The sequence below is a fragment of the Tenacibaculum jejuense genome (genome assembly GCF_900198195.1).
Classification (GTDB): domain Bacteria; phylum Bacteroidota; class Bacteroidia; order Flavobacteriales; family Flavobacteriaceae; genus Polaribacter; species Polaribacter jejuensis.
In genome coordinates this window covers 391,301-406,753 of the sequence record NZ_LT899436.1, presented here as the reverse complement: position 1 = coordinate 406,753, position 15,453 = coordinate 391,301, and the positions used below count along the sequence as shown (strand labels likewise).

General features: G+C 30.8%; 12 protein-coding genes and 2 tRNA genes. 12 read left to right on the top strand and 2 right to left on the bottom strand.

Annotated features, from left to right (window positions below; genetic code table 11):
- Window positions 1–176: 176 nt before the first annotated feature.
- Together odhB and AQ1685_RS01985 are read right to left on the bottom strand one after the other, a co-directional pair.
- Entirely contained in the window at window positions 177–1,385 is a 1,209-nt protein-coding gene (gene odhB / locus AQ1685_RS01990; protein ID WP_095069065.1) for a 2-oxoglutarate dehydrogenase complex dihydrolipoyllysine-residue succinyltransferase, read from the bottom strand.
- 32 nt (window positions 1,386–1,417) lie between these two features.
- The gene (locus AQ1685_RS01985; protein ID WP_095069064.1) at window positions 1,418–4,144 is read right to left on the bottom strand and encodes a 2-oxoglutarate dehydrogenase E1 component; all 2,727 of its coding nucleotides are present in this window, start codon (window positions 4,142–4,144) and stop codon (window positions 1,418–1,420) included.
- A 199-nt stretch (window positions 4,145–4,343) separates the two neighbouring features.
- Here AQ1685_RS01985 and AQ1685_RS01980 point away from each other — a divergent pair.
- The 12 genes from AQ1685_RS01980 (at window position 4,344) to AQ1685_RS01925 (ending at window position 15,445) form a co-directional block, all read left to right on the top strand.
- Window positions 4,344–4,417 (top strand) — tRNA-Asn (locus AQ1685_RS01980).
- Between the two features lie 198 nt (window positions 4,418–4,615).
- Window positions 4,616–4,689, top strand: a tRNA-Asn gene (locus AQ1685_RS01975).
- Between the two features lie 139 nt (window positions 4,690–4,828).
- Window positions 4,829–5,932 (top strand): site-specific tyrosine recombinase/integron integrase, encoded by a 1,104-nt coding sequence (gene xerA / locus AQ1685_RS01970; RefSeq protein ID WP_095069063.1) that lies wholly within the window; start codon window positions 4,829–4,831, stop codon window positions 5,930–5,932.
- A 115-nt stretch (window positions 5,933–6,047) separates the two neighbouring features.
- Window positions 6,048–7,103 carry a tetratricopeptide repeat protein gene (locus tag AQ1685_RS01965; RefSeq protein ID WP_095069062.1) on the top strand — a complete coding sequence of 352 codons (1,056 nt, stop codon included), beginning with the start codon at window positions 6,048–6,050 and terminating at the stop codon, window positions 7,101–7,103.
- A gap of 101 nt (window positions 7,104–7,204) precedes the next feature.
- Window positions 7,205–8,362, top strand: coding sequence for an outer membrane protein assembly factor BamB family protein (locus AQ1685_RS01960; RefSeq protein ID WP_095069061.1), 1,158 nt, complete (start codon window positions 7,205–7,207; stop codon window positions 8,360–8,362).
- Window positions 8,363–8,533: 171 nt separating this feature from the next.
- Complete coding sequence (locus AQ1685_RS01955; RefSeq protein ID WP_095069060.1) at window positions 8,534–9,241, top strand: hypothetical protein; 708 nt, start codon at window positions 8,534–8,536, stop codon at window positions 9,239–9,241.
- Window positions 9,242–9,403: 162 nt separating this feature from the next.
- On the top strand, window positions 9,404–9,943 hold the full coding sequence (locus AQ1685_RS01950) for a GNAT family N-acetyltransferase (RefSeq protein WP_095069059.1): 540 nt from the start codon (window positions 9,404–9,406) through the stop codon (window positions 9,941–9,943).
- 42 nt (window positions 9,944–9,985) lie between these two features.
- Entirely contained in the window at window positions 9,986–10,549 is a 564-nt protein-coding gene (locus AQ1685_RS01945) for a hypothetical protein (RefSeq protein ID WP_095069058.1), read from the top strand.
- 128 nt (window positions 10,550–10,677) lie between these two features.
- Complete coding sequence (locus tag AQ1685_RS01940; RefSeq protein WP_095069057.1) at window positions 10,678–11,346, top strand: hypothetical protein; 669 nt, start codon at window positions 10,678–10,680, stop codon at window positions 11,344–11,346.
- Between the two features lie 233 nt (window positions 11,347–11,579).
- Window positions 11,580–12,080 carry an FEKKY domain-containing protein gene (locus tag AQ1685_RS01935; RefSeq protein ID WP_095069056.1) on the top strand — a complete coding sequence of 167 codons (501 nt, stop codon included), beginning with the start codon at window positions 11,580–11,582 and terminating at the stop codon, window positions 12,078–12,080.
- A gap of 307 nt (window positions 12,081–12,387) precedes the next feature.
- On the top strand, window positions 12,388–12,597 hold the full coding sequence (locus AQ1685_RS01930; protein WP_095069055.1) for a helix-turn-helix domain-containing protein: 210 nt from the start codon (window positions 12,388–12,390) through the stop codon (window positions 12,595–12,597).
- On the top strand, window positions 12,587–15,445 hold the full coding sequence (locus tag AQ1685_RS01925; RefSeq protein ID WP_095069054.1) for a DEAD/DEAH box helicase: 2,859 nt from the start codon (window positions 12,587–12,589) through the stop codon (window positions 15,443–15,445). Before AQ1685_RS01930 ends, AQ1685_RS01925 begins: the two co-directional genes overlap by 11 nt.
- Window positions 15,446–15,453 lie beyond the last annotated feature (8 nt).

Below are 15,453 nucleotides of genomic sequence, written 5' to 3'. Positions count from 1 at the left end.
CCCAAAAATATAATTTTAGAACTCGAAATTCTAGTTTATTAGATACTTATAACTTATTGTAGTTTAGAAAAGTTTTTTTCTACAGCTAAACAAACTCGTTTTATCAATAATTAGCCATAAAAAAATCCTGTATTTTCACAATACAGGACTTATATATTTTAAGATGATAATCTAGCTTACATTTCTAAAGCTTTCTTTATATCTCCATTCATTAATAATTCTACAGGGTTCTCTAAAGCCTCTTTAACAGCAACAAGGAAACCTACAGATTCTTTACCATCAATAATTCTGTGATCGTAAGATAAAGCTACATACATAATCGGACGAATAACAACTTCTCCGTTTTCTGCAACTGGTCTGTTCACAATGTTATGCATTCCTAAGATTGCACTTTGTGGAGGATTAATAATTGGTGTAGATAACATAGATCCAAATACACCACCGTTTGTAATTGTAAATGTACCACCTGTCATTTCATCAACAGTAATTTGACCTTCACGAGCTCTGATCGCTAAACGCTTTACTTCGCTTTCAACACCTCTAAACGTTAAATTTTCAGCATTTCTAATTACAGGAACCATTAAACCTTTTGGTCCAGATACTGCAATAGAAACATCTTGAAAATCGAAAGAAACCATTTCTTTACCATCGATCATAGAGTTTACAGCTGGATACATTTGTAATGCTCTCACACAAGCTAATGTAAAGAAACTCATGAATCCTAAACCTACTCCGTGCTTCGCTTTAAAAGCCTCTTTATATTCGTTACGTAAATCGAAAATTGGCTTCATATTAACTTCGTTAAACGTAGTTAACATAGCTGTTTCATTCTTTACAGAAACTAAACGCTCTGCTACTTTTCTACGTAACATCGATAATTTCTTACGTTCAGAACCACGAGCTCCCATTCCTGGAGTTCCCATAGATGGAACGGCTTGTACTGCATCTTCTTTAGTAACTCTTCCGTCTTTTCCTGTTCCTTTAACAGTAGCTGCGCTAATTCCTTTTTCAGCTAAAATTTTCTTAGCTGCTGGAGAAGCTGTACCTGTTGCATAAGTTTCCTTAGCTGGTTCAGCTTTTGGAGCCTCTTTTTTCTCTTCAGTTTTTGGAGCTTCTTTCTTCTCTTCTCCTCCTTCTGGTTTTGCAGCACTCATATCAATATGACATACCACAGCACCAACTGCTACTGCATCTCCTTCCTCTGCTTTTAAAGTGATAATTCCGCTTTCTTCCGCAGGTAATTCTAACGTAGCTTTGTCAGAATCAACTTCTGCAATTGGTTGATCTTTTTCTACATAATCACCATCTTCAACTAACCAAGTTGCTATTTCTACTTCTGTAATTGATTCCCCCGGAGAAGGAACTTTCATTTCTAAAACACTCATATTTTCTTTTTTTTCTGAGTTTATTTTATTCTTTATTTATCAAAAACTTTGTCGATTATTGCTTTGTGACGCTCTTCTGAACGCTTTTTAGAACCTGCAGCTGGAGCAGCTCTATATGCATCTGAAACGCACTCTAATCTTGCATGCTCAAAACGCTCTAACATGTGCGACCAAGCTCCCATGTTTTTAGGTTCTTCCTGTGCCCAAACATAACTCTCAATATTTGGATACTTATCCATAACTTCTTTGATTTTGTCGTTATGTAATGGGAATAATTGCTCAATACGAACTAAAGCAACATCTTCTCTACCTAATTCATTACGTTCAGCTAATAAATCGTAATAAAATTTACCTGTACAGAATACCATTTTCTTCACTTTGGCCGTATCGATTGTATCATCGATTACTTCTTGGAAAGTTCCTTCAGCTAATTCTTCAATTGTACTTACTGCCGCTGGTAAACGTAATAAACTTTTAGGAGTGAATACCACTAGGGGTTTTCTAAAATCACGTTTCATCTGACGACGTAAAATGTGATACATATTTGCTGGCGTAGAACAATTTGCGATTGTCCAGTTATCTGTAGAAGACGATTGTAAGAAACGTTCTATTCTTGCTGATGAATGTTCTGGTCCTTGACCTTCATATCCATGAGGCAGTAACATTACTAATCCGTTCTGTAACTTCCACTTATCTTCTGCTGAAGAAATATATTGATCGAAAACGATTTGTGCTCCGTTGGCAAAATCACCAAACTGTGCTTCCCAAATTGTTAACGTATTTGGTGCAGCCATTGCATAACCGTAATCGAAACCTAAAACTCCGTATTCAGATAAATGAGAGTTGAAAATTGTTAACTCTCCTTTATTCTTAGGGTTTGTGTTTAATAAGTTTACACGCTCTAAAGTATTTTCATCACGCATGATTGCATGACGGTGAGAGAATGTTCCTCTTTCTACATCTTCCCCAGAAATACGAACATTATAACCTTCTTCTAATAAAGTTCCATAAGCTAAATTTTCAGCAGTACCCCAATCTAACTCATTCTTTTCAAACACCATATCTGCACGTCCTTTTAAAATACGCTCAGCTTTACGAACAAACTTATGTCCGCCTGGTGTAGATGAAATTACTTTTGCAATATCTTTTAATGCTTCAACAGAATACGTTGTATCTGTTGGTTGTAACATATCTTCTAATTGCTTACGTACGAATCCATCCCAAACATCTGGCATAAAATCTTGAATCTTTGAAGTTGTTTTCTTTTTTGATTCTGTAAACTCGGCCTCTAAATGTTCTTTGAATTCGTCTGTAATTTGTTTTACGTAATCTTTAGTTATCGCTCCTTCTTCTAATAACTTTGCTACGTAAATTTCTTTCGCATTTTTATGCTTCTTGATTAATTGATATAATTTAGGCTGCGTAAAACTTGGTTCATCACCTTCGTTATGACCATATTTACGGTATCCTAATAAATCAATAAATACATCTTTTTTGAATTTTGCTCTATATTCCACAGCAATTTGCATAGCATGACAAACAGCTTCTGCATCATCTGCATTTACATGTAAAACAGGAGACAATGTTACTTTTGCAACATCTGTACAATATGTACTAGAACGAGCATCTAAATAATTTGTTGTAAAACCAACTTGGTTATTTACTACAACGTGAATTGTTCCACCCGTTTTATATCCGTTTAATTGTGCCATTTGCACAACTTCGTATACAATACCTTGACCTGCGATTGCGGCATCACCATGTACTAAAATTGGAAGAATTTTAGCATCGTCGCCATCATAATCTAAATCAACTTTAGCTCTAACAATTCCTTCAGCTACTGCATCTACAGTTTCTAAATGAGAAGGGTTTGGAACTAAGTTCATTTTCATTTCTTGACCACCTCTATATGATTTACTTAACGTAAGACCTAAGTGATACTTTACATCTCCATCGATAGTTTCATCTTCGAAATCTTTACCTTCAAACTCACTAAATAAATCACGAACAGGTTTTTTAAAGATATTCACTAATGTATTTAAACGACCACGGTGAGCCATACCTAAAACACATTCTTGAACGCCATATTTTTCAGCGGCATCACGAAGTGCCACACTAATACCTGGAATTAACGTTTCTCCTCCTTCAACAGAGAATCGTTTCTGACCTACGTATTTTGTTTGTAAAAAACTTTCGAAAGTAGAGGCTTGATTTAATTTAGATAAGATATATTTCTTTTCTTCTGAATTATAACTTGGGTGATTGTCGTTTTTATTCAAACGATCTTGCCACCATTTAATCTCTTCTGGATTTCTGATGTACATATACTCCACACCAATACTATCACAGTAGATGTTTTGTAAATGTTTAACAATTACAGATAAAGTTTGTGGACCAATACCTAAAATTTGTCCGGCATTAAAAACCGTATTTAGATCTTGATCGGTCAATCCGAAATTCGCTAAATCTAGAGTTGGCGTATATTTTCTACGCTCTCTAACTGGATTCGTTTTAGTGAACAGGTGTCCTCTGGTACGATATCCATTTATTAAATCGATTACTAGAAACTCTTTACGAACTTCTTCGGGAATCTCTATCTCTTCTTCATCAGTTAACGAGTAATTCTCGTTTGCTAAATCATATCCTTGGAAAAAACTTCTCCAACTTGGTTCAACAGCATCTGGGTTTTTCTGATATTGTTCATACAATTCTGAAATAAAACCAATGTGTGCTGCATTTAAGAACGAAAACTTGTCCATATAAAACAATTGTACTTTTCTGTAATAAGAATAACTAATACAAAAGTACAACTTTTAGTAAAATAGCATTCTTTAATTTTAAGATTTTAATTTTGAGACACTAATTAAAAAAAAAACGTTTTTTTTCACTAAAAAGTTTGTGGAATAAAAAAATGATTATATATTTGCACTCGCAAAACACAAATCTTGTGTCACAAACTCCTCCTTAGCTCAGTTGGTTAGAGCATCTGACTGTTAATCAGAGGGTCCTTGGTTCGAGCCCAAGAGGGGGAGCAAAAGTTCAACAGAAATGTTGGACTTTTTTTATGCCTTTAAAAACCTTATATTTTTTTTCACTTTGTATCTTATTCATTTTTAATTCATTTAATTATTTGACTAAAAAACTAAAAAGAATTACATAAAATAACGTTTGTGAAATAAAAAAATGATTATATATTTGCACTCGCAAAACACAAATCTTGTGTCGCAAACTCCTCCTTAGCTCAGTTGGTTAGAGCATCTGACTGTTAATCAGAGGGTCCTTGGTTCGAGCCCAAGAGGGGGAGCAAAAAGTTCAACAGAAATGTTGGACTTTTTTTTTATGTAGCTCATTTTATTCCTCAGACCACAACTCTTCCGTACCGCATTCATTTTAAACTAATTTCATTTAAATTATTATTTTAGCTCTGCTATAAAAAGAATGTTATGAAAGTTAAAACTATTGTAATCCTGAAAGGAATTACTCATAAAAACGAATCACAGATTGCGATTCAATTTCCGTACGATACTAAAATCATCCATTTAATAAAAACTATAAAAGGTGCTACTTGGAGCAGAAGTTTAAAAACATGGTATTTATTACAATCAAAAGATAACTTAAATACTCTCATTAAATTATTACGAGAAAATAATATTTCCGTAAGAAATTTGATTCAACTTCCTCATCAATCAAAAAAAATAGACAAAACAATTCCTGAAACTTACGAAAAAACTTTAAAGAGAAAGAGATACAGTAAGAACACCATTAAAGTTTACACTTCTTTTTTACATCAATTTATTCATTTTCTTGATCCTAAAACTATTGAAGAAGCATCAGACAATGATGTTCGTAATTTTCAAGATCATTTAATCCATAAAAGAAAGGTTGCTATCAGCACTCAGAATCAAGCTATAAATGCTATTAAATTTTATTTTGAACAAATTTTACAAAAAGATCGAAAAACATATTACATAGAACGACCTAAAAAACCAAAACAATTGCCTAAAGTATTAAGTGAAAATCAAATTTTTGCCATACTTAAACATTCTGATAATTTGAAACATAAGTTCATTCTAGCCCTACTTTATTCTTCTGGGCTACGAATAAGTGAATTATTGAGTTTAAGAAAAGAGGATATTTTATATGACAAAAATCTTATATTTGTTAGGTCTGGAAAAGGAAACAAAGATAGGGTCACAATTTTTGCTGAGCATATGAAAAAATTGCATCACTTGTATTTAGATGAATTTAAACCTAATTATTGGCTGATTGAAGGAATTAACAGAAAACAATATAGCAGCTCTAGTGTTTCTAAAATTTTAAAAAGAGCAGCTTTAAAAGCAGGAATAACACAAAATGTTACGCCTCATATGTTACGCCACTCTTTTGCTACTCATATGTTAGAACAAGGTATTGATTTAAGATATATTCAAAATATTTTAGGTCATGGTAGCAGTAAGACCACTGAGATTTATACACGAGTTTCTAGTAAATCTCTTGCAAAAATCAAAAGTCCGTTAGACACATTTTTAGACAATAAAGAACTATAAAACAAACATTTAAACAACAATATCATAAATGCAGATATACTGCATTACTGTATATACAAACGTTGTAGGTAATTAGACAAAACCAAGCGAAAATCATAAAACAAAATAAAGGAGAATGGGAATTTTTGACATTTTTAAATCAGATTCAAATAGTAAAAATCCATCAATTGATTTGACAGATTTTAAATTTCTATCGGATGACCATACTCGAATACAAAGCGGACATCAGACAAATGCTAATAATAAAGGAGCTTGGAGAGGAATAAGAGTAAAAACTTCTGACAATAAAATTTTCTATGTAACAATGTACAATATGGATGGAAATCACCCAGTTTGGGGAGATAACATTCAAATGGCTGAAAAACAAATGAAAATGTTAGAGGAAACTAACGAAAGAATAGTTTTAAGAGGCTTTGGGAAAGATGCAATGGGTTCTTCTTTTGCCGACTATGGATTAACTCTTTACAAGAGTAATAATAAAATTGATAAAGTTTCTTTGCATATGCACGATAGGAATATTGACATTGTTTATGAAAAAGCAGAGAACAAAGAGCAATCAACCAAACTAGATAACTTTACTGAAAAAGACAGTTTCAAAGGATTTATTCAAAGATTCAGCTCAATGACAATGACTGATAAAATGCAAATTGCAATGCAAACAGATACAGTCAATAACAAAGGAGCAACAGCATACAATAATGGTGATATAGAATTGGCAATAAAAAGCTTTAACCAAGCCTTACAAATAATGCCGATTAATGATGACGCATTAATAAATCTAGCAAGATGCTACACTAGAATTGAAGATTATGAAAAAAGTATCGAGCCTTTACATAAATTACACATTTTAAATACGGATAACAAAGGCAAAATAATTGCTTACAGTTTATTAATGCACTTGCTTGAAGACTTTGATTCTGATGGAGGAGCAGTAAGCCCCTCAACTTTAATTAGTTTCATTCAAGAAAATTTTGGATTTTCAACTAATGACTCTGAAATTAAAAGCATAATGAGCAAAATAAATGAACCATATAATCGAGATATTTTGGTTTATATGATTGGTGGTTTAGGATTGGGTATGGGTTCGGGAGAAAGTCCATATATGACTTCAGATGGAACGACAAAATCCGTAATCCGTGATGAAATTAAAGATGTACTAAATTGGAACTAAAAATAACTACCTACAACAATGGGTATATTGCATAGCTTCCTAACGTCAGCTACGACAACATACCCGATCCGTTAGCAGTAATTACCATTCATCAATATAATATGGAAAAAAGTTATCCAACTACCAATAATTTTAAGTTTGATATTATCTCACCCAAATTGAAACCCATCGATTGTTTTAATATTCCTATTTCCTTTTTACCTTATAGTAATTGCTTATTACTGGTAGATAACGATATGGTATTTATTTCGACTGACGCAGGAGTAGTATCTGTTGATCTGAATAAGAAGCAGACCGTTTGGGAAATGAAAGTTGAAGCAACAATTAGAGGGCAAATGTTATTGCTCGATAATGTTTTACTTATTCAATGCGAAAATCACTTATATGCAATAAATCCAATAAATGGAGAATTGCTCTGGAAGTTCTATTATCCCAGATTTTATTCATTTTTGACCACACCTGTCATCAAGAACAATATTGTTTACCTTCGCCATCGTAAAGCAATTACTGGAATTGATTTAAAAACAGGGAAGAAAAAGTATAAGGCTACTACTAAATATACACAAAAGGATGATTGGCCGGGAGAAACATATGCTGGCATGAGTATTCTAGGCAATAGGTTGTATACACAGACAGGCAATAAGAAAGAAAAATACTTTTTAGAGAGTTGTGACATAGAGACTGGGGAATTAGCTTCTCCAATAGAAATTCCTTTTGCTTGTGATGATTATTTTTTTCGTGACGGACTTCAAGTAAACAATCTTTTTTTCTTTGTAAGTTCATGCGAAGCCCACAGAAGAATTAAAACTGAATTTACCAACTCTCGCCTATTTTGCATCTTGGACTTGCTTACGGGAAAAATGACTTATCACCGACTAGGGGGTGGTCGTGCAAAAGAATGCTCAAACATCGTTCATCACCTTGGTAAAGTATATTTCTGTATTCACAAATCAGGTCTTGCTAGCGAAAGCGGATGCATCTATGTTTATGATATAGAAAAAGGTTCAGAACCTGAGATTCTTACTACAGATTGTACCGCAAAATTTTTAGCTGTTAGTAAAAATTCTCTCTTTGCCGTCGAAGAGATGAATATCTGCTTTAAGGAATATGACTTTGATGGAAATCAATTAAACAGCTTTTTTGCCGATAAGGATAATGCTTTTTACAAATGGTCAAATATAGTTGCAAAAGAGGACAAAACATATATTTCATATATTGATGAAAATGATGAAATCAAATTGTTGATTTTAGGAGATTAAGCTGAATAAAACTACTGCTAACACAGTGTATAAGTAATAGTGATTTAAGTGATAATACAAAAGTATAGTTATAAAACAAAGGTCTGTGCAAAACCGAAAGGTTTGCGAGTAGAAATCCACTACTACTCATACACGAACCGTTGTGCATTATAAAAAAGACGAAGTGATAATATGATAATCTCGGAAAACTCATTTATTCGTAAACCACCGAAAATTTTATTACCTAGACAAATCCCTGTCTTTGACGCAATTACTTGTAGTGTAGATATTTGTGAAATATCATATAAAAATCTAAAAGAAAAATTAAATAAATTTAGCAATAAACCAAATCCAAAAGGACTAGTATTTCAAGAACTTTATTTAGAAATATGGTCAATTTTTAATAATCTAACGATTTTTTCAAACTTATTAAATGAACATTTTGGAATTGAGAAAAACAATCCGCTTTTTGAAAACTTTTATGAAGTTAGGCAGTTGAGAAATACAATTGCTCATATTGAAAAAAGAATTACTGAAATCTTAATTGAAAAAGAATTTCCAATTTATGGAGTAATTTCTTGGACAAAAAATATTAAAAACACTAATGACTCAAAGTTATTTGCAGTATCAACAGGAACTTTTACTGATAAAAATAAAATGAATGGAAAGATTTTAGGTGTTAACTCTAAATTTAAAGAAAAAGAAATTTATAATATTTGTTATACTGGAATTATTAGAAACTTAGATAATACATTTCAAGAAGTTTCAGTAAATATTGACGAAATTATTCAGCAACTAAAGGGAATAATTGAACATCTTGAAAGTCAAATAAATATTAAAAAATCAGAAGAAAGACATTTAACTAATTTATTTATTGAAATTGATGGAAGTTGGAAATAAATTACAATGCACAACACGGTATATAATTTATTGCTGGCTTCTTGCCTACTTGCGAAAGTCCTCTCGGACTTTCTTGATCGGTATTTATTTACTAAATTATTTGCTTGAAACACGCAACAAACCATATACAACAACGTTGGCAGTAATTTGAAAAAAATAAAGATGATTACATTAAAAACATTATCAAAGAAAGACATTTTTCCATTCTATGACTGGATTAATGATGATGATGTAATTAAATATTCTTTGTCACTATTTAGAAAAATCAATACCGAAAAGGAAATTGAAAATTGGTATTCAGAATTACTTAAAAATGAAAAAGATATTACCCTGGGTATATTTTTAGAATCAACTAATGAATTAATTGGATATGCTGGTATTTGTGATATTTCAGAGACAAATAAATCTGGTGAGTATTATATTTTCATTGGTGAAAAGAAATTATGGGGAAAGGGAATCGGAACAAAAGTTACTGAACAGATTTTGAAAATAGGATTTGTAGACAAAAAATTAAACAGAATAATGCTAACAGTATCTGAACCTAATATTGGCGGATTGAAAGCATATGAAAAGTCTGGATTTAAAATTGAAGGACGATTAAGAGAAGCATCTTTCCGAGATAATGGATTTCACGATAAATTGATTATGTCTATATTGAAATCGGAATGGAAAGAAAGAAAAACTACTGCCAACAAAACCTAAACTGCATTAAAACGCAGCTTAGCCAAAACGTTAGCTATAATTATGAAAAAGACAAACAAACTGGTGATTTTGATGTATCTTCTTCTATCAGTCTGGAGTTGTAAACACGCTGGAAACAAAACTGAAATTAACAAGAAAAAAACAGAACTGGATTCAGTATTAATTAAGAATTTCCTATTAGACCCAAGAGATAATTCATCATTAAAAAACTTAGATTTCAAGACTAATTTGAAACAACTTACAAATGCCAATGACTCAACTTATATATTCCCTCGTGAAAATTATTATGTTGAATATTTAAAGGACAACAGAAAGATTGCTGAAATGAGTTTTTCAACATATAAAACTGATTCGACTTGGACTTTTGGAACCAATGGACTTAGAATTCAACTCTTCGAATCTGATAATAAAGAATTCCCGCTCAAATATAATTTGACCGTGGGAACTAAAGTTTCTGATTTTTTTAAAACGTTTGGGACACCCACTGAATTTAAAAAGAAATACTTATATGATTTTAAGTTTAACCTATTCAGCAGCAGATTAATTCTAGAGCATAAAAATAACATTATAAAAAAAATAACTATAGCTAACACCGTATATAATTAATTGCGGCTGAATTTCCTCACCAGAAATTCAATCTTATTAATTATCTTTCCACAACAACGGAAAACGACTCACGTCCTTTTCCCGCAAAAAATCATACACAAATACGTTAGCAAACATTAAACGAAAAATTGAAAAGAAAGTTAATAATATTTAGTTTTTTACTTCTTACATTTTCTTTAATATCACAAGAAAGTGAATTCAGAGATAGTTTTGGAAAAGTAAATTCTGAAAATTTAGATTTACTTTTATTGGATTTTGAAACAAATTTCTTGAAGAAAAACTACCCAGATAAAAACATTCAAAATTCATACAAAAAGTTTTTGAAAGATTTTTTTGAAAATGAAATTGAGTTGAATAGTGGCTTACTACAAAATGGAGAAAAAATATTGGAAAAGAATAATTTAAAGTTTCATATTTATAATGTAATCGATTCAATCTGGGTTGGAAAATCTGTAATCTCTGAAAGTAATGAGAAAGTTTTAATTACGAAATACAAACACTTAAATACTAACGGAGAGTTTAATTATGCAATTTCTGAAACATCTCAAAATAATTTAAGTTTAAAAAGAAGTATTCTTGAAAAATATAAGGAACCTAATTTGAATGGAATATTTTTTGAATCTTTAAAGAGAGCATCTTTAAAATCTGAATTATTAAAACCTTATGTTGAAAATCTGAATATAAGTGGAAGCTTTATGTCTCCATTAGTTTTGGCAGGTAATATTTTAAATAATAAAGTTGACTTGAATAATTATTTTGTTAGAATAATTATACTAACGAATATAGTTCATAGATAAAACGTTTGCTAACAACGTGTATATTCAATTGCTAGTTTCTAGCCTATTTTGGAAAATCCTTACGGATTTTCCATTCAGTAATTATTTACTAAATTTAATGCTTAAACGCCGCAACTGAAACATACACAACAACGTTACCCAACATTTGCAATAAATTGAAAAAAAGAACAAAATACATCCTTCTAATTTTATCAATTATCACATTTACTTTATTAATTTTTAATTCAGTAAAAATGCAATATTGGTACAATGTAAAATTGGAATTGACAATTTCAAAGGTTTTATTTTTCATAGGTTTTATGAGTGTTGGACTTTATTCCCTCGCTAAAGATTGGCGGAATTTCTTGACAAAAACAATGATTGGCGCATTTGGAATCTGTTTTGTTTTAAATTTACATTTATGGACTGAATATTATAAATCTTTACAAAAACAAAAGAGACTTACTGAATATTATGAATTAGATACTTGTGAAAAAATGAAAAATAGATTCTCTATTGACTTAAAAAAGGGTGAATTAAAATACTTTCATTTTGGTATTGGCTCTATTATAGGAATGGATGAAATTTTGGGATCGAAATATAATATTGAATACTATTCAATGGGTTGCATTTTAAGGTCAGAAATGGAATGTTATAATAAACTAATAGATAAACACCTAAAAAAGAAATTCAACAAATCTATATCTGATATTCAAAAAGAAACTGATTTTTATAAATTAACTGAATCTGAATAAAAACATTGGGTAACAAAATGTATTATTAATTGCTTACGGATTTATCCTTCGGACAAATCTCGCAAAGCCAAAAGCCCATCACTTTTAATTAACTTTACAATCAAAAAATCGCAAATAACAATACACGAAACGTTGTACACAAGCTCTGAAAAGCCAACCGCACAGTCAAGCACATTTCATTTTGCTCGTTCCTCACAAAATAAAAAGAGCTTGCCTTCCCCACCACTACTCGTGATATTTCAATGAATATTTTCATTATTATTCAATGAACTTTATTATCTTTCAACTCTAATAAAAAAGGTTTAAAATGAACCGAATAAAGGAAATTTTAAAAGAAAAAGGAATTAGTCAAACCTGGCTTGCGGAAAAGATGGACAAAAGTTATCCGACAATTAATGAATACGCAAGAAACAAAAGGCAACCAAGTTTAGAAGACCTTTTTAAAATTGCGGAAATACTTTCCGTTGATGTTAAAGACCTAATTCAAAGTACAGACAACGAGACGAATGCTAGATAAGATAATAAGAAATAAAACAGTTCAATGGTTACAATCACCTGATTGTAGTGTGAATGAACTTATTACATATATTAAAAACAAAGGTCAGTTAAGAGATACTCAAATTGAGGCAATAGAAACTTTTTTGTTTTTGAAAATTCAAGGTCAAAACAAACCTCTTTGGCAGCTATTTGCAGAAGGTTTTTTTACAAATGGTACTGATTTGTCAAAATTAGATATTAACCAAAATGCAAGAGAATTCCTTGAAAACAATAAAGAGGCGTTTTCTTTATTTGATTTTGCAAGACAAAAAGTGAAAGGCAAAAAGCAACTACCTAACCTTGAACAGGAAATCATAAAATCACCAGAAGAGTTAGATTATCAAGAAATAATTAAAAAGTTATTTTACAATGTAAACTATTCTGACTATCTAATGAGTTTACCAATGGGTTCTGGTAAAACTTACTTAATGGCTGCATTTATCTATTTAGATTTATATTTTGCTTCAAATGAACCCGAAAATAAAAATTTTGCTCATAATTTTTTGGTTTTAATTCCTTCTGGTTTAAAAACATCAATTGGACCAAGTTTAAGAACTATTGAAGATTTTGACCCATCTTGGGTTATTCCAGAACCAGCAGCAACTAATCTAAAAAAACAACTAAAGTTTGATGTATTAGATGAAGCAAAGTCTGCTAAAAAAAGTAATAAAGCTCGAAATCCAAATGCTCAAAAAGTAAACGAAATACTTCCTGACCCTTTTGGGCAAGTTTTTATAGTAAATGCTGAAAAAGTAATCTTAAACAGAGTTGATACAACAGGTCAAACAAACTTATTTGAAGATGATGAGGACAAAAAGGCTAACGAATTAAGAGCACTGATTGGTAAAATACCAAACTTATCTATTTTGATAGACGAAGTGCATCACGCGGCAAAATCAGACATTAAATTAAGACAGGTAGTTAATAGATGGAATGATAGAGGTAGTATAACCACTGTACTCGGTTTTTCAGGTACGCCTTATTTATCAACAGCAGAAAAAATTCTGCTTACAGAAGATGATACCTTAAGAATTTCAGAAATTACAAATACAGTCTATTATTATCCGCTTACAAATGCAATAGAAGATTTTTTAAAAAATCCAACAGTTAAAATAGCCGATAATCTTACTCATTTACAAATAGTAAAAGAAGGTATTAACGACTTTAATGAAGCGTATGGAGATTTAACTTACGCAAATGGTACAATTCCAAAAGTTGCTATTTATTGCAGTAATATCGAAATGTTAGAAGAAGAAGTTTATCCATTTCTTCAAAGTGATTTAAAAATTCATCCTGACGAAATATTAAGATTTCACGGTGGTAATAAAACGTACAGTTTACCAAAGGAAAATGAATTACAATTTAAATCATTAGACACGGCAATTTCAAAAAAGAAATACATTCTGTTAGTAGCAATTGGTAAAGAAGGTTGGGATTGTAAGAGTTTAACTTCTGTAATACTACCGCAAAAAAGTAAGAGCGCTTCCAAAAATGCTATCATTCAAACAACTTGTAGATGTTTAAGACAAGTTACTAAAGGTAATGATGAATCAGCTTTAATTTGGTTAAATAGAGAAAATGCTACAATACTTAATAAGGCATTAGAAAAAGAACAAAACACGTCTATTGAAGAACTTAACAATTTAGACAAAAATAAAGGTGCTGATTTAATTGAACGTCATTCAAGAATGGAATTTCTTAAACTTCCAAAAATTGACTATTACCAGCTAAAAGTAAAATATCAATCTATTGAGGAAGAACAAAAGCCAAACACCAAAGTTAAATTAGAAGAGCTACTAAAAAACATAAAAGATTACAAAGCTAACTATGCTATAACTACTAAAGGATTAGACTTTTTAGACGAAGGTGAATTATCTTTTTTAAACAGTTCTGGTATCATGTTGGCTAACTACAATCAATGGATTGCAAATATTTCTAAAGATAGTTTCAGTACAATTTCCGCAAAAGAATTACATCGCTTTGATGAACAATTAAAACCTATATTTAAAGCAATTACTCTAAACAACGAAGGAAATCTATTTTTTAATGAACAATTTGATACTTATAAAATTGAATCTAAAATTCGAGTGGCTTTCAGTATTAAAAGAGAATTAACAACCGAAGAAGAAATAATTCCAAAAGAAGCCAACTTACTTATTGTAGATAAGTTAAAATCTATTCCAAAACATAAAAACTTATATCCAAATAAAGAGGTTACAGAACAGATTTTACAATTTGACAGTAACCCACTTTCATCAGAAGATTTTAATAAACAAAAGCAGGAGCGAATTTTAAAATTAACAGAACAGGGTAAGTTTGATGAAATTGCAAAAGTTGCAGCAGAAACCATAAATCCATTAATTGAACAAAAAGACAAATCATTTCATCTGTTGCCTTACAATTTCGATAGTGGTTTTGAAAGTCAGTTCTTGAATGAAATATTAAAGCTAAAAGACTTTAAAGAAAATAATTTAGAAATCTATTTTAATGGCGAACGTGGTATTACAGAGTTTATTATAAACTGCTTTGCTAAAAAAGGAAAACGATGGAATAAAGTAGGTAAATACACAACCGACTTTTTAATCATTAAACGCAATGCTAAAGATGCTATATACAAAGCATTAATTATTGAAACCAAAGGAGAAGGCTACGCTAATAACAAAGACTTTATTAAGAAAAAGAACTTTATAGAAACAGACTTCTTAAAACATAACGAAGACAAATTTGGATACAAAAAATTCGACTTTCTGTATTTAGAAGATAGCAATAAACTATTAGACAATATTGCAGAAGTAAACCTACGTATCAATCAATTTTTCAAAGATTAATTACAATT